This is a genomic window from Paraclostridium sp. (assembly GCF_051657365.1).
In the GTDB taxonomy this organism is placed as follows: domain Bacteria; phylum Bacillota; class Clostridia; order Peptostreptococcales; family Peptostreptococcaceae; genus Paraclostridium.
This window is the reverse complement of record NZ_JBOFKN010000101.1, coordinates 83396-109659: the sequence shown is the minus strand read 5'-3', so window position 1 is coordinate 109659 and position 26264 is coordinate 83396. Positions and strand designations below refer to the sequence as shown.

The 26264-nt window shown below is 29.3% G+C and carries 21 protein-coding genes and 1 other annotated feature; of the genes, 3 read left to right on the top strand and 18 right to left on the bottom strand.

Features of this window, described 5'->3' with window-relative positions; genetic code table 11:
- Positions 1–13: 13 nt before the first annotated feature.
- The 4 genes from selB to ACRCYC_RS07705 form a co-directional block, all read right to left on the bottom strand.
- A complete protein-coding gene (gene selB / locus ACRCYC_RS07720) occupies positions 14–1897 on the bottom strand; it encodes a selenocysteine-specific translation elongation factor (RefSeq protein WP_438618565.1) in 1884 nt (627 codons plus the stop codon).
- A gap of 2 nt (positions 1898–1899) precedes the next feature.
- Positions 1900–3309 (bottom strand): L-seryl-tRNA(Sec) selenium transferase, encoded by a 1410-nt coding sequence (gene selA, locus ACRCYC_RS07715; RefSeq protein ID WP_438618564.1) that lies wholly within the window; start codon positions 3307–3309, stop codon positions 1900–1902.
- Positions 3310–3335: 26 nt separating this feature from the next.
- On the bottom strand, positions 3336–4382 hold the full coding sequence (gene selD / locus ACRCYC_RS07710; RefSeq protein WP_438618563.1) for a selenide, water dikinase SelD: 1047 nt from the start codon (positions 4380–4382) through the stop codon (positions 3336–3338).
- A 61-nt stretch (positions 4383–4443) separates the two neighbouring features.
- Positions 4444–5178, bottom strand: a complete 735-nt coding sequence (locus ACRCYC_RS07705; RefSeq protein ID WP_438618562.1) for a helix-hairpin-helix domain-containing protein — start codon at positions 5176–5178, stop codon at positions 4444–4446.
- 77 nt (positions 5179–5255) lie between these two features.
- Between ACRCYC_RS07705 and ACRCYC_RS07700 the strand changes: the two genes are divergently transcribed.
- Positions 5256–6647 (top strand): D-alanyl-D-alanine carboxypeptidase family protein, encoded by a 1392-nt coding sequence (locus tag ACRCYC_RS07700; RefSeq protein WP_438618560.1) that lies wholly within the window; start codon positions 5256–5258, stop codon positions 6645–6647.
- A gap of 29 nt (positions 6648–6676) precedes the next feature.
- On the opposite strand, the gene sdaAA is transcribed toward ACRCYC_RS07700, so the two are convergent.
- The 6 genes from sdaAA to ACRCYC_RS07670 all read right to left on the bottom strand — a co-directional run bounded on the left by sdaAA (position 6677) and on the right by ACRCYC_RS07670 (position 14074).
- Positions 6677–7555: an L-serine ammonia-lyase, iron-sulfur-dependent, subunit alpha gene (gene sdaAA, locus ACRCYC_RS07695; protein WP_438618559.1), complete on the bottom strand. Its 879-nt coding sequence runs from the start codon at positions 7553–7555 to the stop codon at positions 6677–6679.
- A 23-nt stretch (positions 7556–7578) separates the two neighbouring features.
- On the bottom strand, positions 7579–8253 hold the full coding sequence (sdaAB, locus tag ACRCYC_RS07690) for an L-serine ammonia-lyase, iron-sulfur-dependent subunit beta (protein ID WP_438618557.1): 675 nt from the start codon (positions 8251–8253) through the stop codon (positions 7579–7581).
- A gap of 120 nt (positions 8254–8373) precedes the next feature.
- Positions 8374–8754, bottom strand: coding sequence for a RidA family protein (locus tag ACRCYC_RS07685; protein ID WP_438618555.1), 381 nt, complete (start codon positions 8752–8754; stop codon positions 8374–8376).
- Positions 8755–8921: 167 nt separating this feature from the next.
- Positions 8922–10133, bottom strand: coding sequence for a threonine ammonia-lyase (gene ilvA, locus ACRCYC_RS07680; RefSeq protein WP_438618554.1), 1212 nt, complete (start codon positions 10131–10133; stop codon positions 8922–8924).
- Between the two features lie 277 nt (positions 10134–10410).
- On the bottom strand, positions 10411–12984 hold the full coding sequence (locus ACRCYC_RS07675; RefSeq protein ID WP_438618553.1) for an FAD-dependent oxidoreductase: 2574 nt from the start codon (positions 12982–12984) through the stop codon (positions 10411–10413).
- Positions 12985–13102: 118 nt separating this feature from the next.
- Positions 13103–14074 carry a DMT family transporter gene (locus ACRCYC_RS07670; RefSeq protein ID WP_438618551.1) on the bottom strand — a complete coding sequence of 324 codons (972 nt, stop codon included), beginning with the start codon at positions 14072–14074 and terminating at the stop codon, positions 13103–13105.
- A gap of 382 nt (positions 14075–14456) precedes the next feature.
- Between ACRCYC_RS07670 and ACRCYC_RS07665 the strand changes: the two genes are divergently transcribed.
- Entirely contained in the window at positions 14457–15476 is a 1020-nt protein-coding gene (locus ACRCYC_RS07665) for a sigma-54 interaction domain-containing protein (RefSeq protein WP_438618550.1), read from the top strand.
- A gap of 43 nt (positions 15477–15519) precedes the next feature.
- Here ACRCYC_RS07665 and leuS read toward each other — a convergent pair whose 3' ends face one another.
- The 4 genes from leuS to nadD form a co-directional block, all read right to left on the bottom strand.
- Positions 15520–17940, bottom strand: a complete 2421-nt coding sequence (leuS, locus tag ACRCYC_RS07660) for a leucine--tRNA ligase (protein WP_438618549.1) — start codon at positions 17938–17940, stop codon at positions 15520–15522.
- Between the two features lie 170 nt (positions 17941–18110).
- Positions 18111–18306 (bottom strand) — a binding site (T-box leader).
- Positions 18307–18336: 30 nt separating this feature from the next.
- Positions 18337–18690 carry a ribosome silencing factor gene (gene rsfS, locus ACRCYC_RS07655; RefSeq protein WP_438618548.1) on the bottom strand — a complete coding sequence of 118 codons (354 nt, stop codon included), beginning with the start codon at positions 18688–18690 and terminating at the stop codon, positions 18337–18339.
- A 248-nt stretch (positions 18691–18938) separates the two neighbouring features.
- Complete coding sequence (gene yqeK, locus ACRCYC_RS07650; RefSeq protein WP_438618546.1) at positions 18939–19544, bottom strand: bis(5'-nucleosyl)-tetraphosphatase (symmetrical) YqeK; 606 nt, start codon at positions 19542–19544, stop codon at positions 18939–18941.
- Positions 19510–20199: a nicotinate-nucleotide adenylyltransferase gene (gene nadD, locus ACRCYC_RS07645; protein WP_438618545.1), complete on the bottom strand. Its 690-nt coding sequence runs from the start codon at positions 20197–20199 to the stop codon at positions 19510–19512. The genes yqeK and nadD overlap by 35 nt, the downstream gene beginning before the upstream one ends.
- A 146-nt stretch (positions 20200–20345) precedes the next feature.
- On the opposite strand from nadD, the gene recX reads away from it, so the two are divergent.
- A complete protein-coding gene (gene recX / locus ACRCYC_RS07640) occupies positions 20346–20984 on the top strand; it encodes a recombination regulator RecX (RefSeq protein WP_438618544.1) in 639 nt (212 codons plus the stop codon).
- A gap of 131 nt (positions 20985–21115) precedes the next feature.
- Here the strand turns inward: recX and ACRCYC_RS07635 are convergent, their stop codons facing one another.
- The 4 genes from ACRCYC_RS07635 to ACRCYC_RS07620 form a co-directional block, all read right to left on the bottom strand.
- Complete coding sequence (locus tag ACRCYC_RS07635) at positions 21116–23500, bottom strand: ABC transporter permease (RefSeq protein ID WP_438618543.1); 2385 nt, start codon at positions 23498–23500, stop codon at positions 21116–21118.
- A complete protein-coding gene (locus tag ACRCYC_RS07630; protein WP_438618542.1) occupies positions 23493–24176 on the bottom strand; it encodes an ABC transporter ATP-binding protein in 684 nt (227 codons plus the stop codon). The genes ACRCYC_RS07635 and ACRCYC_RS07630 overlap by 8 nt, the downstream gene beginning before the upstream one ends.
- Before the next feature lie 74 nt (positions 24177–24250).
- The gene (locus tag ACRCYC_RS07625; RefSeq protein ID WP_438618540.1) at positions 24251–25492 is read right to left on the bottom strand and encodes a sensor histidine kinase; all 1242 of its coding nucleotides are present in this window, start codon (positions 25490–25492) and stop codon (positions 24251–24253) included.
- Entirely contained in the window at positions 25489–26181 is a 693-nt protein-coding gene (locus ACRCYC_RS07620; RefSeq protein WP_438618539.1) for a response regulator transcription factor, read from the bottom strand. Before ACRCYC_RS07620 ends, ACRCYC_RS07625 begins: the two co-directional genes overlap by 4 nt.
- Positions 26182–26264 lie beyond the last annotated feature (83 nt).

Genomic DNA, 26264 nt, shown 5'->3' with positions numbered 1-26264 from the left:
CCACTACTCACTTCTAAAATAACACTCTTTTATTTTCAACTCTCTTAGTTACTTTATTTCTATCAAAGTCTTCAAGTATTATCATACAGTTCTTTCTACTTGAATTAACTAAATCCCTATAATCACCTAAAGTTATCTCTTTATTCTCTTTTAGATACTTAATAAGTTTATTCTTAGCATCCTCATAAACCGTAGCAGCCATTATATAGTTATCTTCAAGTCTAACTACAGTATTACCTAATAAAGACTCAAAAACCTCTTCATACTCTTTTTTATTGTTAGTTATATCTTCAATAGTATATATATTATTAAGCCCAGCTGAAGTTAATGTTTTTTCTATTTCATTTTTTATCTTTAATTGTTTCTCATTTAAAACTACATTAAATTCCTTTAAAGAAACAATATTTCCATCAACCTTTATAAGCCCATCATTTACAAACATATCTAATAAAACATCAAACTCCCTAGTTTTAAACTTAATTTCTATTTTAGACCTTACTTCTTCTTTTAACATACCTTTTCTAAGTCTAAACTTTTTATGATATGCTTTTAATTCAGTTTCTGAATTTTCTTTTAACAAGTTATATTGATTTATATGCATATACATATTATTTACACATACAACTTTATTGGCTTCAATAAGCTTTTCTAGTGCTTTTTTTATGTTTTCTTCACTATCACCACTATAACTCATTATTTCTTTGAAGTTAGGATAATTTCTAGAATTATTTTTTAAATACTCTTCAAGTATATCTGTAAGCTCGCCTTTTTCTTTAACCTTTAGAGCAGATATTATAGTCTCATCAAATCTCTTATGTTTTCTTGGATTAGTATCTATTACAATACCCCCACCTATAGTTTCCATAGGAGAATATCTTCTAACAACAAACTTATCACCTTTTTTAGCAACTATGCTTTCTTCAAGTCTAAGTTGTACTAGTCCACTTTCTCCAGGATTTATTTCCTCAACTTCTAGAGGAACTGCTCTACAAAGTATTTCTCTAGTCCCATGATACAGTCTTAATCTATCCCAGTGCTTAAGACCTGAGTCCATATGCTTAACTATACTTAATCTAACATCTAACATCATAGCTTCTTCTAATGAATGTATAGATGCTAATACATCACCTCTATCAATTTCATCAACTTTAACATTAGATATATTTATAGCCGTTCTTTGCCCTGCATAAGCAGTATCTACACTTTCACCATGAACTTGTATACTTCTTATCTTAGTTTTAAGTTCCTTTGGATATATAACTAAATCATCATCTATACTTATCTTACCTTCTATTAAAGTTCCTGTTACAACCGTACCAAATCCTTTTATAGAAAATACTCTATCTATATTAAGTCTAGCTGGAGCTTCTAAATTTTTATCTTCTATTTCATCTGTCATTTTATCTATCTTAGCTATAAGTTCATCCATACCACGTTTTGATATAGAATCAACTTCTATAATTTCTGCATCTTCTAAAAAAGTTCCTTGAACTTTCTCACGTACATCTTCTTTCACTAACTCTCTAAAATCATCATCAACAGTATCACTCTTAGTTAAAACAATCATACCTTTTTTTATATTTAAGAAAGTTAATATATCCATATGTTCAACAGTTTGAGGCATAACTCCCTCATCAGCAGCCACAACTAATAAAACCATATCAAGTCCAGATGCTCCTGCAAGCATATTTTTTATAAACTTTTCATGCCCAGGTACATCAACTATCCCAGCCCTTTTATTGCTTGGCAAGTCAAAGTAAGTAAATCCTAAATTTATCGAAATACCTCTTTTCTTTTCTTCTGCTAAGGTATCTGTTTCTCTTCCTGTAAGAGCTTTTATAAGAGTTGTTTTACCATGGTCTATATGTCCAGCTGTTCCTATTATTACATTTTTCATGATTAACCTCCTATTAAAGCTTTTTCTAATTCATTTTTAACTATTTCAAATTCATCTTCAAAAATAGTTCTAGTATCTAATACATATTTATCATCATATACTCTTGCTATTATATGAGCATCACTTAATCTTAATTTCTTTTCTAACATAGCAACATTCATATCATTTGGAGTTATAGCTATAACCTTAGAATCTATAGTCTCTAATGGCATAGATCCTCCTCCAACTTGAGATAATCCATTTTCAATACTTATACTAGCATATTTATTCAAATACTCTATAGTTGAATATAAGCTATTTGCTTTTTCATCTAATTCTTCCATAGAATAAGTTAACATTCTAAGTGTTGGTATTTCTTTTCTTGCTTTTTCTTCATCTAAATACATTCTTAATGTAGCCTCTAGCGCACATATCGTAAGTTTATCTACTCTTAAAGCTCTTGTAAGTTGGTTTTTCTTCATTTTCTCTATATACTCTTTTTTCCCAACTATAATCCCAGCCTGTGGTCCGCCTAGCATCTTGTCCCCACTAAAAGTAACTATATCAGCACCTTTTCTAATAGAGTCAAGCACTGTTGGCTCATAGCTTAATCCATACTTAGATACATCTAAGAAAACACCACTACCTAAATCTTCTATAACTGGAAGGTCATGTTTTTTACCTAATTCACAAAGTTCATCTACTTCTATGCTTTGTGTAAATCCAAGTATTCTATAGTTACTTGTGTGAACTTTCATTAACACTTTAGTATTTTCCGTTATAGCTTCTTCATAATCTTTTAAATGAGTTTTATTAGTAGACCCTATCTCTACTAAATCAGCTCCACTTAAAGCCATTATACTTGGTATTCTAAAAGAACCACCAACTTCTACTAATTCACCTCTAGAAACTATAGCCTCACCACCTTTTGCCATAGTGCTAAGTACTAATAATACAGCTGCTGCATTGTTGTTTACTACTAAAACATCTTCAGCACCTGTTAATCTTTTTATAGTTTCTGTTAAGTGAGTATATCTTGAACCTCTTTGACCTTTATCTATATCATATTCTAAGTTTGAGTATCTAGATGCAGCTTCCCACAGCTCCTCCTTTATACTCTCACTTAAAAGTGAACGCCCTAAATTTGTATGAAGCACTGTTCCTGTTCCATTTATAACTTTTTTTAATGATAGCGAATATTTTAAATTACATTTATTTATAGTATTTTGTACTATTTTTTCTACTGATACACCAAATTTATCAAAATCTGATTGATTTAAATCAACTATAGCTCTTCTTTTTTCTTCAATAGCTTCTCTTATAGATTCAAGTAATATAGTTCTTGGATATTCATCTAGTGCAGCTATTATTCTTTCTTGATTTAACATTTCATCTACTGATGGTAATTGAGCAAATAATTCTCTTTTCTTCATTAAAATCACACTCCCCTTATAAGTCCTTACTTAACTGTTATATAATGCTTTTGTTTTTCTACAACAGTTCCTATTATTTTGGCTTCTATAGAACCATTTTTTTTCATGTCATTTACTAATTCCTCTGCTAGTTCTTCTGGTACTGATACTAGTAAGCCTCCAGATGTTTGAGGATCATATAATATATCTTCTGTAGCTTCATCTATATTCTCTAAATATACATCTTTTGATATATATTGTTTATTTCTATACATACCAGCTGGTATTATACCCATCTTAGCCATATCAATAGCTCCATTTAAAATAGGTATTTCATTAACTTCTAATTCTATACTAACTTCTGATGCTTTAGCCATTTCTGCCGTATGCCCTAAAAGTCCAAATCCAGTTATGTCTGTAACTGAGTTTACTTTTATATTGTCAAAACTTTTAGCTGCATATTTATTTAAATGAACCATTGTTTCAACTACAATCTTAGAAGTTTCTTCATCTACTAAACCTTCTTTCATAGCAGTATTTAAAATACCTACTCCTATAGGTTTAGTAATAACTAACTTATCTCCTGGTTTAGCTGTTGCATTAGATAATACTTTATCTGGATGTACAGTTCCTGATACAGATAAACCATATTTAGGTTCTTTATCATCAACTGTATGTCCTCCTACTAATAAAGCTCCACTTTCCTTAACTTTGTCCATTCCACCCTTTAATATTTCTGCTAAAACATTCATATCGTGACAAGAAGGAAAACATACAATATTCATAGCAACCAAAGGCTTTCCTCCCATTGCATAAACATCTGATAATGAATTAGATGCCGCTATTTGTCCAAAAACATATGGATCATCTATCATAGGTGTGAAAAAATCTAACGTTTGTATAAGTGCTGTATCTTCATTTAATTTATATACTGCTGCATCGTCTGCTGTTTCAAGCCCCACTAATAAATTCTCTTTTTTATCCGATGTATTTTTAGGTAATTGAGCTAATACTGATGCCAGAACCTCTGGCCCAATTTTTGCAGCTCATCCTCCTGATGTAGTCATATCTGTAAGCTTTTTCATTATTTCCATAATATACGTCTCCTTCCCTAGCAAGTCTTACATTATTAATAATAACATAATTTTAAATTTATTAAATACTAATATAATCTTTCAGATCGTTAAATTTATTTTCGCCTATACCCTTAACATTTTTTATTTCCTCTATTGATTTAAAATTCATATTTTCTTCTCTATAATCTATAATTTTTTGCGCTGTAACTTCCCCAACTCCAGGCAATGAATCTAGTTCTACAATAGAGGCGCTATTAATATTAATTTTATCGACATCACTATTAGAATTTTCATTATTACTAACGTTTATATTTTTATCTGTAGTTTCATTTGTGTTTGGATCTTTTACTTCATTACTACTATTTATAACCTCTTCTCCTATTTTAGGTATTATGTAGTGTCCTTCATCAACTATTTTCATAGCAAGATTTATTCTATTCATATCAGCTTCTTCTGTAACTCCTCCACAAAGATTTACTCCATCCATAAGCCTATTTGTACTATTTAATTCTACCACCCCTGGAGATTTAACAGCTCCACTTATAAATATAGTTATTTTTTTATTTATAGATTCATTAGCTTTTACATTTGAGTTAATATCAGTATCATTACTTATTTTTTCTTCATTATAATTTTCATCTTCCTTAACAATTTCCATATCTTTTTCATTATTATCCTTAAATTCTTTTTCATTTTCAATTTCGCTAACAACATACATGTCTTTGTTTGATGTAAATAATGTATTTTTCATCACAAATATAGAACTTATAATAATTATAATTATTATGGGTAAAAAGACTTTTATTTTATCCATTTTATCACTCCTTCAAATTTGATTATTGACATAAATATGTTATACTAAAATATAAGTTTATAATCGGAGGACAAAAAATGATAAAAAAAGTTTCAATATTATTAGCATTCGCATTAACTTTTGTTAATCTATTTGCATTTAATAATGTTTCATTCGCTGAAACTCCCCAACCAAATATATCTGCTCAGTATGCAGTATTGATGGATTATACAAGCGGAAAAATTTTATATGAGAAAAATCCACATCAAAAGATGTACCCTGCTTCTACCACTAAGGTTTGGACAGCTTATGTTACTTTAAAGCATATTAAGAACCTTGATGAAGTAATAACTGTAGGTAATATAGGCAATATAGAAGGTTCTAGTATGTATTTAGTTCCTGGGGAAAAGCTAACAGTTAGACAACTTCTTGAAGGTTTACTAATAGTTTCAGCAAATGATGCTGCTGTAGTTTTAGCAGAACGTGTAAGTGGATCTGTTCCAGAGTTTGCAAAACTTATGAATGAGGAAGCAAAAAAAATCGGCGCAGTAGATACACACTTTAACAATGCAAATGGATTACCAGATCTTGACCATTATACTTCAGCTTATGATATGGCTTTAATGGCTAGAGAAGCAATGAGTAATGAAGTATTTAGAGAAATAGTAAGTACTAAGATGTTAAGAATTCCAGCTACAGGACTTTATCCTGAAAGATTTATGAAAAACAGCAACAAATTTTTAACTGGAGGAGATGCCAAAATGCCTTATAAAGGGCAAATGGTAGACATTCAATACGATATAGTAGATGGTATTAAAACGGGATTTACAGATGATGCTGGAAAATGCCTATTATCTAGTGCTAAAAAAGATGATATGAGATTAATCTCCGCAGTTTTCAAGGCCAATGGAGATGTTATGTACGTTGATAGTCGTACTCTTTTAGATTATGGATTTGATAATTTTAGATCCGAAAAATCTATAGATAATAATGATCTTTTAGATTCTAAGTCTATTTGGTATTCTAAGGAAAGAAAATTGAACTTCATGCCTAAATATAGTTATTATACTGTTATTAGCAAAACTGAAACTAATCCAACTTATACCACTAAAACTAAATTAAATGATATAAAATTACCTATCAAAAAAGGTGCTACTGTGGGAACATTAGAAGTTTACAAAGATGGAGAGTCTAAAGCTGTAGCACATATACCTTTAATTGCACAAAATGATGTGCACAACTTATTTAAAGTTATATTAAACAATAAGATAGTTAAAACTATATTATCAATACTAGCAGCAGGTCTTGGACTAGTTATACTGTTTGTAGTTTTAGTTTTAGCTAGAAAAAAAGCTAGAAGAAATAAAAGAAAGCAATTAATGTATAATAAAAGAAAAAATATCTACTCAGGTAAGAATAAAAAGATATATTCAAATAAAAAGAAAAATATTTATTCAAATAAAAAGAGTGCTAAAAGAAGAAGAAGATAAAAAAAAAGAGGCTAAAGCCTCTTTTTTTATTATCCAAATATTTTTTTAGTTAAGCAGTTTCCTGTGCAAGTTGCAGCAACTCCACCTAATGCAGTTTCTCTTAACTCCATAGGAAGACCTCTACCAACTTTGTACATTGCTTCAACAGTTTCATCAAATGGTATTATGTTTAATATTCCTGATAAACAAAGTTCTGCAGATATTAAAGCATTTGCAACACCTATAGCATTTCTTCCTTGACATGGAACTTCAACAAGTCCAGCTATTGGGTCACATACTAATCCCATTACGTTTTGTAAACAGTGAGATGCAGCAGAAACAGCAGCTTCTACACTTCCACCCATTAATTCAACTATACCAGCAGCACTCATTGCAGCAGCAGCACCTGTTTCAGCTTGGCATCCACCTTCAGCACCAGCAACAGTTGCATTTCTAGTTATTATAGCTCCTATAGCTGAAGCTGTGAATAATGCATCTATCATTTCTTCATCACTAAATCCGTACTCTTTACCTATAGTAACTATAGCTCCTGGTAATATACCACAAGAACCAGCTGTTGGTGCAGCAACTATAAGACCCATAGAAGCATTAACTTCCATTGTTCCCATTGCAGCAGCTAAAGCTTTGTTCATTAATCCACCACAAACAGATTTTTGAGTGTTTCTGTGGTTTTCTAATTTCTTAGCTTCTCCACCTATAAGACCTCCAACAGATTTTATATCTTCTGTTACAGCTCTTTCAACACCGTTTTTCATTATATCTAAGCTTATAGCCATTTTTTCTCTTACTTCTTCTTTAGAGATTCCTGTTAATTCAGCTTCTCTCTCTATACATATCTGACTTATAGTCATGTTTAATTCATTACATTTTTCTATTAATTCTGCTCCGCTTGTAAAGTTATATTTCATATTCTGTCACCCTTCCTCATTAATTAGAATTTGTCTAAAACTACAGCCTTAGCTATAACTTCAAATTTTCTTAATTGATCTAATACAACTGTGTCTAAAGCTTCGTCTGTCTCTATAGTAACAAATGTATACTCAGATCCAGCTGGCTTGTTTGTAGACATGTTAGCTATATTTTTATTATTATGAGCAAGAAGTCCAGTTACGAAAGATACAGCTCCTGGTATATCTTTTATCTCAAGTATAACTGCTGGTCTAGATCCATTAAAGTCTAATGGTAATCCATCCATTTCAGTAAGTTTTATGTTTCCTCCACCTATTGAAGCACCTTTTACTTCAGCAGTAGATCCATCTTCTAAAGTCATTTCCATCTTAACAGTGTTAGGATGCTCATTATCTCCTAAATTAGCTTTTATAAATTCAAACTCAACACCGTTTTCTTTAGCTATATCAAAAGAATTTCTTATTCTAGCGTCGTCTGGTTGGAATCCTAACATTCCTCCAACTAATGCCTTATCTGTTCCGTGCCCTTTATATGTCTCAGCGAATGATCCATGTAAATAGAACTTAACACTCTTAACAGGTTGTCCTGCTATTTTTAGTGCCATCTTTCCTAATCTAGCAGCACCTGCAGTATGCGAACTCGATGGACCTATCATGTTTGGTCCTACGACATCAAATACACTATAATCTTTAGCCATTAATAATACCTCTTTTCATTAAATTGTCTTTTTTCTTTTGTGTATGGAAATGATTTCCAATTAGTGTGTAACTTACAAAATGACCATACTCAATGGGCATGGTCATTTTAAAGTCATTTATTATTTTACTATAGCTATAGCTTCTATTTCAACCTTAACATCTCTTGGAAGTCTAGCAACTTCTACACAAGATCTAGCTGGTTTGTTTTCACCGAAGAAAGAAGCGTATACTTCATTTATTTCAGCAAAATCATTCATATCGCTTATAAAAACTGTAGTCTTAACTACATCAGCAAAACTTGCTCCAGATGCAGCTAATATTTCTTTTAAACTTTCTAATGATCTAGCAGCTTGCTCTTTAGCTCCACCTTCTACTATTTCCATAGTTTCTGGGTTAAATGGAACTTGTCCTGATACGAATACCATATTTCCATTTTTTATAGCTTGAGAGTATGGTCCTATTGCTTTAGGAGCCTTTTCAGTATGTATTACTTGTTTCATGTCCAATCTCTCCTTCTCTTATTTAGCTTTGTTTTTATAATATACTTTTTTCAGTAATATTATACTACTAAACCGTACACACTGTATACAATTTTGTAGTAAAAAGTGAAAATTATGTTTATCCCATAAATTTCCACTTTTTATTTATATACCCATTATATCACAAATTAATCTTCTATTACAAATCCTGCTGCTTCCACAGCTTCTTTTATTTGATCTTTATGAGCTTGGTTAAATGTTTCTAATTCTATTTCAAGATATAAACTTCCAAGAGATTCTTTTGGAGGTCTAGTCATATTTGCACTTAATATATTTGCGTTTAATCCACTTATTATTTGAGTTAATTCTGCTAATCCGCCTGGCTTATCTTGTATCTTAGTTTTGAATACGTATCTTCTACCATCTGTAGTTAATGCAGTTCCTATAACTCTGTATAGAGTATTAACATCTACATTTCCTCCTGATATTATACATACAACGTTTTCACCTTTAGCTGGAGTGTATTTTCCACTTAATAAAGCTGCAGTTGATACTGCTCCTGAACCTTCAGATACTAATTTTTGGTTTTCTAATAAGAATAACATAGCTTGAGCTATTTCAGATTCTTCAACAACTATAACTTCATCAACTAAATCTTTTATTATTTCAAAAGTGTGATCTCCAGGAGTTTTAACTGCTATACCGTCTGCTATTGTAGTAGCTTTGAATGCAGTTGTAACATGTCCTTGTTCTATAGATTCTTTCATTGATGGTATATTTGCAGTTTGAACACCTATTACTTTAACGTTTGGATTTAAAGCTTTAGCAGCAGTTGCTATACCAGCTATAATTCCTCCACCACCGATTGGGCATATTATGGTGTCAACTTTATCATTTAATTGTTCGAATACTTCTAAAGCTATTGTTCCTTGTCCAGCCATAACGTATTTGTCATTGAATGGATGTAAGAAAGTTGCTCCAGATTCTTTTTGTATTTCAACAGCTTTTGCATATGCATCATCATATACTAAACCTTCTAATACTACTTCTGCTCCATATCCTTTAGTTGCAGTAACTTTTGCAAGTGGTGCAGTAGCTGGCATTACTATTGTAGCTTTTATTCCGCTTAACTTAGCTCCTAATGCAACCCCTTGTGCATGGTTTCCAGCACTTGATGCTATAACACCGTTTGCCTTCTCTTGCTCAGTTAAACTTGCTATCTTGTTACAAGCCCCTCTTACTTTAAAAGAACCAGTCTTTTGTAAGTTTTCACATTTATAGTATACGTTTGCCCCTGTCTTCTCACTAAGCTTAACGCTTTCTAATAGATCAGTTGTCTTAACTATATCTTTTATAGTTTCTCTAGCATTTTGAACGTCTTGTAATGTAACTCTAGTCATTTTTGTTCACTCCCATAATGTGTATATTTGATTTGTTTATTTATTTGACATCTTTATTGTATATATTTTTCCAACAAAAATCAACAGGAAAACATTTTTTGAAATTTTTCAATTTGTCAAAAAATTTATAAATACATTGATTTTGCTACTTTCCTTTATATTTTCCTAATCAAAAATTTTTAATTTTTTTAAATCATATTTTATTTTTGATCAGTTTTCCACTTTAAAATACAAAAAAAGCCATCTTTTTTAGTTAGATAGCTTACTTTTTTGTTGATTATTTATTCATTTTATTTAATCTATTTTTGGTTTCTAATCTATTTGACCACATCTCTTTTTCAGATGTGTATCCTCTCTTTTTAGCCATGCTTTTAGTATATACTTCTTCATGTAGTAAATTTAGTATATGAAGCGAATCTTTTCCGGCTGATTCCATAGTTGCCCTGCAAGACCCACAGTAAGTTATTATATTTTCTTGAGTACAGTCATTAGCTCTTCTAGTGTAGATTTTTTCATATAGTTCTGGATTTGAGCTACAAACCATACCTCCAACACCGCAGCATCTAGTATTTTCTCTGTTATTTTGCATTTCTTCATACTTATAACCTAATTCTTCTAATATCCATCTAACATTTTCATGATGAGATACTACATTTCTAGTTACACATGAATCGTGAATATTAAATATTACATCCGAATTAATCCCTATTTTTCTTTGATTTTTAGGTATCCCTATTTGTTCTTTCATTAAATCCCAGTAAGATATGACTTTTTTATCAGATGTTTCCTTATACACATTGTAACAAGATGGGCATATTGTAACGATAACATCTGCATTAGTTTCATTTATAGCATCTATAGCCATTTTATTTCTTCTTTTAAAATTTTCTTCTTCTCCAACTAACTTAGTTACTTTACCACAACATTGAAGCAATACACCAACTTCTCCATCTAAAGTATCTCTTAAATGTCTAAATGTTTTTTCTATAACTGATGGGCTATAAGCTGGAACTGTACATCCTGGTACAAATAAGTACTTAGTTTTTTTATTTTCACTTAAAACTGTTGTTGAGTATTCTTTACTACATTCCATTTCCTGAGATTTATCAAATGGTATTAATGAGTCTATAACCTGTTCATTATTATTATCTTCTATATATTGTTCTTTTATAGCTATGAAATTTTCTCTCAAATTTAAATCTTTAGGACACTTTATACTACATTGACTACAATCATTACACGAAAATGCTATCATTTTATCCATATTTTCATAGCCTTCACTCAAATATCTTTTGAATAAAGTCTTTGGACAATCTGTATAATCATTCATCATTATACATTCTTGCATGCATAGTTTGCATGCGCATTGTCTACATCTATTTGCTTCTTTTAAAGCTTCTTCTTTTGTATATCCAAGTGCTACTTCATCAAATGATTTAACTCTCTCCTCTACATTAAGTTCTTCCATAGAATATCTTCTTTCACTAATATTAGACCAGTCAACTTTCCTTTTTAACTTACTTTCATAACTTGAAGTATCTTCTATTTTTCTACCTTCTGTTAATGATTGTTTATTTAAAAATCTTTTTACAGATTCTGCTGCCCTTTTACCTGTTGCCATAGCTTGTATAACTATTACAGACTCTCCAGACGCATCACCTGCTATAAATATTTTTTCATTAGATAATGATTGAAGTGTTAATCTGTCACATTCAAAATTAGTATTAGGTTTTTGAGTTAATATATCTTTTGCAAATTCACCTTCAACTCCTTGTCCTATAGCAAATACTATAGTATCTACTTCTAATTCACATGTTTTATTTTCATCAAACTTAGGGCTAAACATTCCATCTTCATTAAATATAGATAAACACTTTTTAAGTATAACTTTGCTTACTCTATTATTTTCATCAACTATTATTTGTTTTATAGCCTGTCCATGATTAAAGTTTATACCTTCAGCTATAGCTCCTTGTATTTCATGTTTAGAAGACATCATAGTATCAAAGCTATCTTCTAAACATATAGAGTATACTTCTTCAACTTGATTAAGTCTTCTAGAAATTCTAGCACAATCCATAGCTACATCTCCACCACCAACTACTAAAACTTTATTACCAGCTTGTGCTACACTTTTATTAAGTGCAACTTCCTTAGTATATTGTGCTGCTGAGAATATTCCTTTAGCATCACAGTTTATTAAACTTCTATCTACACGTCCTTGATGTTTACCAACTGCAACTATAACACTATCATAAGAATCTACTATTTTTTTAAATTCTATATCTTTTCCAATCTCACAATTCAACTTAAATTCTACTCCAAGTTTATCTAAATAACTTATTTCTTTTTCTAATACATTCCTAGGTAATCTATATTCAGGTATACCTACTGCCATCATCCCACCCCTAACAGGTAGCTTTTCAAATACAGTAACTTTGAATCCTTCTCTTTGAAGTTCAAGTGCCGCTTGAAGCCCTGATGGTCCAGCACCTATAACCGCAACAGTCTTTCCATTAACTTCTTTTGTGCTTATATCCCAATCTTCTGATTTATCAAAGTTGTCTGCTATATATCTTTTTAATGATGCAATAGCCATAGGAGAATTTATTTCATTAACTTTACATTTTTTTTCACAAGGATGAGCACATATTCTACCTAATGTGCCTGGTATAAATAGCTTTTCTCTTATAACTTTTATAGCTTCTAGTCCTCTATCTTCTTTTATTAACCTTACATATTCCTTAACATCTGTATGCATAGGACACGTGGCTACACACCCTGGATCTGCATCTCCCATGCATTCTTCAACTATATTTTTAATATTTTTAATTACATTTTCTTTTAACATTTAAATCCTCCTAAATTAACTTGTTATTATGTCTTGATTCTAAATTTCATTGCAACAAAGACGCATATGCAAAATCAATAACATATACGCCTTAATTTATTTTTAATAAAAAAATTATTTATACATTTTTCTTTTTCTTCAAAGATTTTGGGTCTATTGCAAATATAAATACTCCCGATACAATTATGAATCCCCAAAATCCTAAACTTGGAGTTATTTTATCTCCAAATAATATAGCACTAAAAATTATAGACCAAAGTGCAGCTGTAGAATTTAATGCTGTACCCATTGCAGCCCCTATTAAATCAACAGCCTTGTACCAACAAAGATAAGTAGTTGCTCCAAGTATTGCTATACCTGCATAAGCTACTACAGTACCGCTAGTAATAACATCTGTCACAACTGAGTAACCACCAATAAGAGGTAATACTACTATTCCATATGAAAACATAGATATTAAATATCTTAAACATAAAAACTGCTGAGGTGTTGGCTGAACATCATCTTCCCCTTTTATATGCTTCATTGCGAATCCGATTATTACCCCTTCTAAAGCCCAACCTAAAACTGCTATTCCTGCAAATCCGATTCCCATAAAAAATGTATCTGGTGCATTTCCTGATGGTTTAAATCCTAGCATAAATGATCCTAGTAAACTTACACCTATACCAATTATTGCTCTTAAAGATAATTTTTCTTTAAGTATAAAGTATGAAAGTATAGCTCCAATACCTGGGTAGATAACAGATATACTTGATGCATAAGGTGCAGTTGCATATTTTATACCTAATAAATACGCACTCATTCCTATAGGAGCTCCAACTATTGCAGCAAGCGCTGTTGCTTTACCTTTTTTTGTTTTTAAAAGTCCAAATACAGGTATTAGCTGTTTACTAAATAATAAAACTAATGCAATCCACATAAAACAAAAACTATCATGGAAAAATGCTGACACAAGTGGCGAAAGCTCAAATGTTGTAAATATACTACTTCCTCCAACTTTTCCCATTAAAACTGAATCTAGTCCCCACGCAAGACCTACTGTGATTCCTAGTAATAATCCTTTTTTCATATTTTTATTGTTTTCCATAATGCCAATTCCTTTCTTAATAAATAGTAGTATCTTTTTAATTTCTTATTTTACTTGTTTTAAATTTAACACTTTTATTTATAATTTCTTAATATTTTATATAAGCAATTACCATGCCAATTATTTTCATCTTCGTTAGTTAAGTATCTATCTATCTTTTAAATACAGTGTAAATATTTTCACTCTTATTTTTGTTAATTTTAAAAACACAAAAGTGTAATTATTAATTACACTGTAATCATTAGTTACACTTTTATTTAATATGTTTAAATGTATTTCGTTAATTTAATTTCAAATAAAACTATATATTTTATAAATACTACTTATATGTTAAAATATTTAACATCATTGTATTTATTTAAGTTGAAAGGACTTGATATTAATGAGCAATTACGAAATTAATAAAAAAAATTATACCTTTGACGATATAATTGGTGAAAGTGAACAAATAAAAAAAGTTATAGCTGAGTGTAAATCTATATCAAACAGTCCCTCTACAGTTTTACTACTTGGTGAAAGCGGATGTGGAAAAGAATTGTTAGCTCAAGCTATTCATAGTAACAGTGATAGAAAAGATGGTCCTTTCATAGCTGTTAACTGTGGGGCTATTCCTAGTAATTTAATAGAAAGTGAATTATTCGGATATGAAGGTGGCTCTTTTACAGGCTCTAATAAAAAAGGAAGTTTAGGAAAATTTGAACTTGCTAATAACGGAACAATATTTTTAGATGAAATAGGCGAAATGCCTATAGAAATGCAAGTTACTTTGCTTAGAGTCTTACAAGAAGGTGTTATAACAAAAATAGGTGGAAAAGATATGGTGCCTGTTAATGTTCGAGTTATAGCAGCTACTAATAAAGATCTTAAACAAGAAATTAAAAATCATAGATTTAGGAGTGATCTATATTATAGACTAAATGTATTACCTATAAAAGTACCTCCTTTAAAAAATAGAATTGGAGATGTTCCAATACTTTTAGACTATTTTTTAGAAATAAAAAGTAAAAAATTAAATAAGCCTATCCCTAAAATATCTAAGTCTTTATTTAAAAGAATGATATCTTATTGTTGGCCTGGAAACATACGAGAATTAGAAAATTTCGTTGAAAATATAGTAGCTTTAAATGGTTCTACAACATGTGAAATTGATTTAGATGAATGTCATTGCTTAACTCATGATAATCTAGGTAATCCAATAAAATCTTCAAATTCTGAAGATGCATTTACTTTGTGTGAAGAAAATGATAATACAATTATTCCTCTATTAATACTAGAACAAATTGAAATTAAAAAAGCTATCAGAATATGTAATGGAAATATAAGCCAGGCCGCTAATAAACTTGGTATAAGTAGAAATGCGCTTTATAACAAAATGAAAAGATACGATATTCATAATATATAATTACAAAACAAAAGAAGGTCTTAATTAAGACCTTCTTTTATTATTATTTAACAACTATATTAACAAGTTTTTTAGGAACAGCGACTACTTTAACTATAGTCTTTCCTTCAACTAAAGCTTTTATCTTTTCATCATTCATTGCAGCTTCTTGCATATCTTCTCTTGATATATTAGCAGCTACACTTAATTTACCTCTTACTTTACCATTTACTTGAACTACAACTTCAACTTCATCCTTAACTAAAGCAGATTCATCAAATGTTGGCCAAGCTATATCAAATATACTTCCATCTTTACCTATCATAGTCCATAATTCTTCACCTATATGAGGAGCAAAAGGAGCAATGATTGTAACTATAGTTTCTATAGCTTCTTTTATAACTGCATCATTTCTAGTTTCTAACTCTTTGTATTTGTACATTTCGTTTATTAATTCCATTAATGCAGATATAGCAGTATTGAAACCAAATTTCTCATTTAAATCTTCAGTTACTTTCTTTAAAGTAGCATTTATAGTAAATCTCATAGCCTTGTCTTCTTTAGTTAATTCACCCATAGTAGAATCTGATTTAACCTTGTCAGCTAATTCATCAACTAATCTATAAACTCTATTTAAGAATCTAAAGCATCCTTCAACACCTTGCTCTGACCACTCTAAATCTCTTTCTGGTGGTGCTGCAAATAATACGAATAATCTAGCAGTATCTGCTCCATACTCATCTATTATTTCAAGTGGAGATACAACATTTCCTTTAGACTTACTCATCTTAGTTCCATCTTTTAAAACCATACCTTGAGTTAATAAGTTTTTGAATGGTTCTTTAAAATCTAACATTCCCATTTCATTGAATGCTTTAACAAAGAATCTAGCATAAAGTAAATGCATTATAGCGTGCTCTACTCCACCTATATATTGATCAACTGGCATCCAATTATTAACTGCATCTTTACTAAATGGCTCATTAGTATTTTGAGCATCTATATATCTTAAGAAATACCAAGAAGAATCAACAAAAGTATCCATTGTATCTACTTCTCTTCTAGCTGGCTTTCCACAACATGGGCAAGTAGCATTCATAAACTCTTTTGAAGTAGTAAGTGGTGATTCACCTTTACCTGTAAACTCTATATCAGTTGGTAATAATACCGGTAAGTTTTCTTTCTTCTCAGGTACTAATCCACACTCATCACAGTATACTACAGGTATTGGACATCCCCAATATCTTTGTCTAGAAAGTAACCAGTCTCTTAATCTATAGTTAACTGTTTTCTTTCCTCTTCCCATTTCTTCTATTTTCTCTATTATTGCATCAAATGCGTTTGAAGCTTCCATTCCGTCAAACTCACCAGAGTTTACCATTATGTTATCTTCATTTATAACTTCAACTACGTTTAAGTTATATTTAGCTGCAAATTCAGCATCTCTTTCGTCATGAGCTGGAACTGCCATAACCGCACCTGTTCCATAATCAACTAATACATAGTTTGCTATCCATAACTCAACTTTTTCTCCATTTAATGGATTTATAACATGCTTTCCTATGAACATTCCTTCTTTTTCTAAGTCGCTTGAAGTTCTTTCTATTTCAGTCATAGTATACATTTTAGTTATAAACTTCTCTACAGCTTCTTCATACTCTGTTCCAGCAACTAATTCTTTAACTAAATCATGTTCTGGAGCTAAAACCATATATGAAACTCCATGTACTGTATCTGGTCTAGTTGTAAATACTGTTACTGATTTATCACTTCCATCTATATCGAAAGTTATTTCAGCTCCTGTACTTTTTCCTATCCAGTTTCTTTGCATTGTTTTAACTTTGTCTGGCCATCCAGGTAAAGTATCTAAATCTTGAAGTAATTCTTCTGCAAAGTGAGTAGTTTTAAAATACCATTGCTCTAAGTCTTTTTTAACTACTACTGAATCACATCTTTCACATTCACCTTGAACAACTTGCTCATTTGCTAAAACTGTTTCACAAGATGGACACCAGTTAACAAAAGATTTTTTCTTGTATGCTAATCCATGTTCTAAGAACTTTAAGAATATTTCTTGAGTAAACTTGTAGTACTCTGGAGTAGATGTTGCTATTTCTCTATCCCAATCATAGCTAAGTCCTAATAATTTTAATTGCCCCTTCATGTCTTCTATGTTTTCCATAGTCCACTTGTGAGGATGTATCCCATGCTTTATAGCTGCATTTTCTGCTGGAAGTCCGAATGAATCCCATCCCATTGGATGAAGAACATTATATCCTTGCATTTTTTTAAATCTAGCTATAACATCACCTATAGAATAGTTTCTAACGTGTCCCATGTGTATTTTTCCTGATGGGTATGGTAGCATTTCTAGTGTGTAGTATTTTGGTTTTGTTGTGTCATTAGTATCAGTTTTGTATTGATCATTTTGATCCCAAGTTTTTTGCCATTTAGCTTCAACTTCATTTGGTTTATAAACGTTCATTGTTTACCTCCTATTTTTTGTTTCGTGTAGGTCGCTCGTCATTGTATTATTTGTTTCCGTTGCTCAAAGCACTAAAAAGATGTGCTTTAAGTGTTTCGTCAACAAACAACACAACAACTTCGCTAACCGATATACACGTATAAAAAAATCCCCGTCACTAAACATTGCTGTTTAGGGACGAGGATATTACTCGCGGTACCACCCTAATTGGTTATTTATATAAAATAACCCTCTTGGAATAGTTTTTATACCAACTACGGTTAATAGATTTTATCTAGCAAGTTCAAATTAATTTTATACTAGTTCTCACCATCCACTAGCTCTCTGAAATCAAAATTTAATTTTACTACTCTAGTCTATTTTAATTTTTAGTTATAATGTTAAATTATATAATTATTATGCTAATGTGTCAACATCAACATTTGGAGCATCTTTCCACATTTTCTCTAGGTTATAGTATGCTCTATTTTCTTCATTAAATACGTGAACCATTACATCACCAAAATCTAGTAATATCCACTCTTGAGTCTCGTATCCTTCTTTACCTCTTGATTCTATTCCTAACTTAGTAAGTTCATCTTCTATATTATCAGCTATAGCCTTTACTTGTCTTGTAGATCCAGCTGTTGCTATTACAAAGTAATCACATAAGCTTGATACTGCTCCTACATTTATTATAGATATATCTTTACCTAATTTATCGTCCATAGCATCATATATAACTTTAACCATTTGTTCTACTGTTGTCATGTTAAATTCCTACCTTCCTTATTTTTCACGTTTTTATATTATACCACAAAAAAGCTTGCTTCTAATATTAATTTATATCATTAGTATTAACTTATTAACTAAAATATTTCACTTTTAATACATAATAATTTATATTTATTGTAAATCTCATTTTTAATAGCTTAATTTTAATTAAAAAACTAATTAGTTTAATATAATAGTATATTACTATTTGTTTTAATATGTTGTGCTTTATTTTATAAATATTTTTATTTTATATTTTTCAAAATATAATTTCTAGCTTCTACTGTTCTTGGATGTATTATTTGTTTTCTATCTATCACTAATTTTATAGTGTTGTCAAAAGATTTTAAAAGTGCCTCATCCATTTTTTTATTATAAGCTAATTCTCTTAACTCTTCTACTCCTGGATATTTTCTATTCTCTTCTATTAAGTCAGCTATGTATATTATTTTTTCTAGCATATCCATATTAGCCTTACCTGTTGTATGATATCTTACTGATGTTATTATATCTATATCATCTATATCAAATTCATGTCTAACAATAACTGAACCTATCATACTGTGAGAAAGTGCTAAGTTATCTTTTTCATATTCATCTAAGTAAATTTGATACTTATCTACAAAATATTGAACTTGTTCATGATTTAAGTATTTTGCACAATCATGAAGTATACCAGCTAAGTATGCTTTTTCTTTGTCATATCCATAGATTTCACTTAGTTTAACCGCGCAATTAGCCACGCCTTGCGAATGTAGCATTCTATTTTTAGGCAACATTTTATTTAACTCAACTATTATATCTTTCAAATCCAACTTACTCATCTCCATTTGTATATATTTTTTTTTCATATATATAAGCTTCCACATCTTCAGGTATTAAATATTTTATAGATTTACCTTCATTTATATGTTCTCTTATATATGTGGATGATATATCCAATGACGGAACATTTACAGATCTTATTTTAGCACCATATTTCACTTTTAAACTTTCTATTTTTTCTTTAGCTTCATTAGTGCTTATCCCCGGTCTATTCGCAGCTATAAATGTAGCTAGTTCAAAATTTTGTCCAACATTTCTCCAGGTTTCCATATCACAAATTGTATCAGCTCCAGTAATAAAATAGATATTAGCATTTTTATATATTTTATGTAATTCATTTAATGTATCTATAGTATAAGTCCTAGTATTTCTATTTATTTCAATATCTGAAACTACAAAATTATCATTATTGTTAGTTGCTAATAATACCATATTATATCTATCTTTTTTGTCTGTTCTTAATTTTGATTTATGAGGTGGGTTACCTGTTGGTATAAAAAGTATTTTATCAAGATTATAAGTTTCTCTTATATATTCTGCTGTTGCTAAATGTGCGTAGTGTATAGGATCGAAAGTTCCTCCCATTATCCCTATGTTAATTTTCTCATTTCCCGTTTTATGAAAATTTGATTTTATGTTGTTTTTATTCTTAGCTTTTAAAACTAATTCATCAATTCTCATTCATTATCTCCTTTTGTCCTTTATATTTCTATTGTATCATTAATTTTTGTTTATTAGATACACTTATTCTACATTTTACTGTATAATTTTGTACATATTTAGAAATATTTTTCATATGAAACTTTTTAAAATAAAGGAGGATATTTATGCCTACAATCACCAAGATAGAAGTTCAACAAAAAAATGAAGACAGAGTTAATATATATTTAGATGAACAATTTTTTATGGGTATTTATGCAGAATTAGTTTATACTTTAAACCTAAAAAAAGGGATGGAAATAGATGAGTCTGTTCTACGAGGTTTACTTAGAGATGAAATGTATATAAAAGCTAAAAATAAAGCTTTAACAATACTTTCTAAAGCACCTCAATCTGAAAAAAATATAATAAAGAAATTATCTAATGACTTTGAAGAAGATGTTATTGAAGATGTGCTTGTATTTTTAAGAAAATATAATTTTGTAAATGATGAAGATCTAGCTCAAAGAATAACTAATACAAACTTAAAAGTAAATAAATGTGGTAAAAATAGAATTAAGCAAAATTTATATAATAAAGGTATAGATAGAAGTACTATAGATTCTGTAGTTTCTGATATCGATTCTGATGTTGAGTTTGAAAATGCTATGCATTTAGCTAAAAAAAGATATGAACGCGTTAAAAATGAAGATAGAAATAAGATATACCAAAAAATTTCTCAACATCTAGCTTATAAAGGTTTTGATTACAGTGTTATTAAAAGAGTTTTATCTCAGCTATTAAATGTAGATGAATCTGAGTATTAAAAAATAGTATTTAAAGCAAGCTAGCGAAGGGTTAATATATAAGTTTTGCTCCATGAAAGCATATTTTCCGCTTTCATGGAGCAAAACTTATATATTAACTCTTAGCGTCCCTTGTATAAAACCCAATTTACTTATTCACTGTACCTAACTCTATCAATTAATGACTCTTTATTAAAATGCTTGCTTATTAAATAAGTTAAGGTTAATTGAGCAATAATTATGCATACAGTCATAATAACTATTTGAACTAAAGGGAATGTATATGATGCATAAGATCCCCCAAATCTTCTAAATACTTGAACTGCAATATATCCTAATCCACTACCTAACGTTAAAGATGTAAATAACATAGTTCCTGTATAAAACATAGCTTCTGTATTTAACATCTTAATTAATTGCTCATCAGTTAAACCTATTGCTTGTAACATACCTAGTTCTTTCTTTCTAGTAATTATACTTGTAACCATAGAATTTATTAAATTCATAAAACCAATTACCCCTATAATGGAAACTAAACTATATCCCATTACCTTGGTAGATTTTAGCTGTAATTCAAAAGATTTTATATTTTCATCTATAAAACTAGCCCTCATATAATCATTAGATTTATCTAAATTTTCAATTCCCTCTTTTACACTTTCATATTTATTTTCATCTACATACATACCTACACCTGTTGTTACATCAGTATTTAATATTTTATTAAATGAATCGGCATGCATAGCAAACGTTCCAGACCCTAAACTGATAGCTTGTACTTTAAACTCTTTTTCTATTTTCTTATCTCCATCGTATAAAACTAAAGTTACTTTATCTCCAGCATTTATACCCAATTCTTTTGCTAACTCAGGATAATTCAAAATAATTTCTTCACCTGATTTTAATTTTTCTAAGTCAATTTTTCCTTCTTCTAAATATAGCTCTAAGTTTTCTAAATCATTTTCATCAATACTAGCTAAATTACAATATTTCTCTTCTGTCTTATATCCTTTTAACTCAGCCTTTACACTGTAATTCCTATCTATCGCCCTAACTCCATCAATATTTATAATCTGATTTCTAAAATTTTCTCCTAATGGATTTTTAATTTGTATCATATTTAACTCAGTGCTTGGACTATCATCTTCTCCCCAAGTGTATCCATCTAAAGATATGTGAATATCTTGTGGAAAATGTACTCTAGCTCTTTTTTCTGCATCTATACTATTCATGACACTTGCCATAACAATAAATATTATCCCACTTAATGATAATGATATTATAGTTACATAAGTACGCTTTTTATTTCTGTGTAGGTTTGCATTTGAAAGTTTTTTCACATTTATACTTTCATATCCTTTTCTAGTTTTCTCATTATTTTTATCTTCTCCATTGTATCTAATTGCATCTATTATAGATACTTTAGATGCTACCTTCATAGGCTTTAATAATGATATAAATACAGTTAAAAAGCTTACTGCCATAACTAATATTGCTATTTGTAGCTTTGATACACTTGTATAACTTACAAGTAATTTACCTATTATAAATGTATTTATTGTATATCCTAACAAAACTCCCATAGGTATAGCTATTAAAGATAAAAATATACCTTCTTTAAGTACTATAGATTTTATTTGTTTCTTAGTTGCTCCTATAGCTCTAAGTTTGCCAAATTCTTGTACTTTCGTTACTATTGATAAATAAAATATATTATAAATTACTAATATACTAGACAATATAACCACTATGCTTATTATAACTCCCCACATTATAACTTCTGAATCTGGTTTTAATGTATTTATATAATCTTCATTTATAATAACTCTTCCTTTAGGTATTTCTAAATCATTAGCTATTTCTGCAATTTTGACTTTTATCTCTTCTCCTGATAAACTATCTGCATCTCTAATTGTAATAAGTGCGTTAAAATTCTCTTTATCCATATCTTTAGTTTCTATCATATATTCATTAGAAACTGCTCCTGCAAATATCTTTTTAAGTCTACCCATTTCAGTAGCTTCCATTACTCCAGTTAATATAAATTCTTCATTTACTATTTCACGATTTGAGTAATCTTCATACTCAAATACTATTTTTTGACCTACATCTTTACTGTATCCTAATTTTTTTAAAGCTAATTCATCTAACATTATTTCATTTTTTTTAATAGGTGCTCTACCTTTTATTATATTTGTTTGACTAAAGCTTTGAGCAATATCATCTATATATGATATTGCTATCTTTGTTTCATCATCATATTTTTTAACACCTATTCCATTTATCCTACCTATATTTTCAATATCTGCATGTGCTTTTATCTCTTCTATATTTTTTTCATTCATATTACTATAAATAGCATGTTGAGTTCCTGAATCTTTTCTAACTCTTTCTTTATTAGATGCATTCCAATCAACACATACCATCCCAACTGTTGCTAATAAAGTGGTAGATAATAATATTGTTATTATAATCAATATGCATTTAGATTTATTTTGTTTTAAATTATTTTTAGCAATTTTAGTGGTATTAATCATTTACTACACCACCTTTTATTACCTTACCATCTTCAATATATATTACTCTATCTGCCATTTGAGCTATAGCTTCATCATGAGTTATCATAACTAGTGTTTGATTATATTTTTTTATCATAGATTTTAATAAACTCATAACTTCATCCGAAGTTTTAGAATCTAAGTTTCCAGTTGGTTCATCTGCTAATATTATTGAGGGTCTACTAACCAAAGCTCTTGCTATTGCCACTCTTTGTTGTTGACCTCCTGATAATGTATTAGGTAGTGACTCCTTCTTCATTTCTAATCCTAAAGTATTTACAACGTCATTTACAAAATCTTTATCTACAACTTTATTGTCAAGTCCTATTGGTAAAACTATATTTTCCCAAACATTAAGCGATGGTATTAAATTATAATATTGAAATATAAATCCTATTTTTCTTCTTCTAAATATAGCAAGTTGCTCATCCTTTAGTGAAAATATATCTTTGCTATCTATAATTACCTTACCTTCTGTTGGTCTATCTAGTCCCCCTATCATATGTAATAAAGTACTTTTACCTGAGCCTGATTTTCCAACTATAGCTACAAATTCCCCTTCTTTAATGTCTATATCTGTGTTATCTATTGCCTTTACTAAATTTTCATTTTTTCCATAATATTTCTTTAAGCTCTTTGTTTTTAATATACTCATCTCTCATTTCTCCCTATTTCTTATTTATACTTTAATAATAAGATGTAAGCCTTACAAAACACTTTCATATGCGCTTACAATTTTGTAAGAAATAAAGAAAATTTACTTCCATCACCTTTCCTTGAATCTACAACTATATTCCCCCCTTGGCTTTCTATTATTTTTCTACTTAAATAAAGTCCTACTCCAGAACCTTCAATTTCTTCAACTTCTTCACTTCTATAAAATCTTTTAAATATATTATTGAACTCATTTTTATCTATCCCTATCCCGTTATCGTGAATATTTATCTTCACAAAATTAATAGTATCTTCTACAGAAATATTTACTTTACCATTTTCATTAGTATATTTAACTGCGTTTTCTAAAATATTGAATATACTTTCTTCTGTCCATTTAGAGTCATGTGGTATTATTTTTTCTTCAAAATTTTCAACATCAATCTTTATATTTTTCAAACCAGCTTTAACTTTCACACTGTTTATAGCCTTAGTCAAAGTTTCTTTTATGCATTTATTTTCCTTTTTAATACTTATCATCTTAGCTTCTAATCTAGATATATTTACCAACGAATCTATAAGATTATGTAATTTGTTTATAGACATTTCATTTGTTTGTAAAAATTCTATTTTATCTTCTTCATCAAGTTCTTCTTCAAGTAACAATGAATTGTATAATTTTAGAGATGCTAATGGGGTTTTTAACTGATGAGATATATCTGTAACTAATTCCTTTATACTTTCTTTTTCTTTGTCTAATGTACTTACTTTTAAGTTTAAACTTCTTGATAATTTATTTAAATCTGAGTAAATCCTATTAAATATACCTTCTTCTTTAAAATCATCTTCTACTATATATTTATTGTGTATTATATTGCCAATATCTCTATTTATATTTTCTAGCCTTCTAAATACATATTTCACCAAATTAGAAACTATGCATATTATAACTCCTATTAATATTACAAAAACAATCAAATTATTTACCAGGAAATATTTTAAATGTTGTTGAAAATTTATATTCCTGTTCATATCATATTCTTCACTATATCCAAACTTATTTAAAATTTTGTTTCCTAAGTCTTCATATTCATCATTTTCACTATATATAGAATTGACTATGTCAACTTCACTTTCTGGATATTTACTAACTAATACTCCTATTAACCGTTCATTTATATTATTTTGTTCTAAATATATACCTTTTAAGTTCTTATATTGAAATATAGTAAAGAAAGAAAAAATAAAAACCACGCTTATTACACTAACAATAACTATCTTACTTAATACAGGTTCCTCTTTTAAAATACTTATCATTTCTTAATACACCTCTTTTCAAAGGTATATCCTAATCCTCTAATATTTTTTATAAATTCAGGTTCGGATGGATTTTCTTCTACTTTTTGTCTTAATCTTCTAATGTTAACTGCTACTGTGTTTTCATCAACAAAGTTTCCATCAATATCCCAAAGAGCTTCTATTAATTGCTCCTTTGTAACTATTTGACAAGAATTTTCCATTAAGTATTTAAGTAATTTGCCTTCCGTTTTACTAAGTACTGTTTCGTTACCCCCCTTAGTGATTTTGCTGTCTACATAATTAAAACTTAAATCACTACAACTAATTAAATTTTCACTTTCTATATTCCCAATTCTTTTCATAATTGCATTTATCTTAGATATTAATATAATCAAACTAAAGGGTTTAGTTATATAATCATCTGCTCCCACATCATATCCTGTAACTATATCCACTTCTTGATCTAGTGCAGTTAACATTATTATATGTACATTACTTATAGTTCTTATATACTCACAAAATTCAAATCCATCTCCATCAGGAAGACCTATATCTGATATTATTAAGTCTATTTTGTTTTCTATAAACAATTTTTTTGCCTGTTTTATATTAAAAGCAGTATGAACTTTATATCCTTCTTTTTTTAACTTAAAGCTTATTCCCCTATTTAAAGATTTATCATCTTCTATAAGTAGTATTTCCCCCATAAATGCCTCCATTAACTTATTTTATTATGTATATTCTACTATGATATCATTTTTTATAAACCTTATAAATCTCAATTTTGAAT